The 254-nt window shown below is 76.4% G+C and carries 1 pseudogene; it reads right to left on the reverse strand.

Annotated features, from left to right (window positions below):
- Positions 1–254: pseudogene (locus M1E25_RS14700) on the reverse strand (hypothetical protein); the annotation flags it as partial.

The raw sequence follows: 254 nt of genomic DNA on the forward strand, positions 1-254 counted from the left end.
TGCGCGTCCGTGACGTCGACGGCGCCGTTCGGACCGTCGAGGTGTTCGGGGCCCTCGGCACCCTCGTCGGGAGCCTTTATCGCGAACGACCTGCCTTCGGTGGAGTCGAGCAGCCGCTGGTGGGATCCGGTCTGCTGCTGACGTCCGTCACCGGCCGCCGCGCGCGGCCGGCCGGCCCGGGGTGCGACCTCGACGCCGGGTACGGGGGTCCGCTGGTCGCCGGCCTCCGGGGGCGCGGCGAGCTTCCGGCGGCG

It is taken from the genome of Streptomyces meridianus (genome assembly GCF_023703325.1).
In the GTDB taxonomy this organism is placed as follows: Bacteria; Actinomycetota; Actinomycetes; order Streptomycetales; family Streptomycetaceae; genus Streptomyces; species Streptomyces meridianus.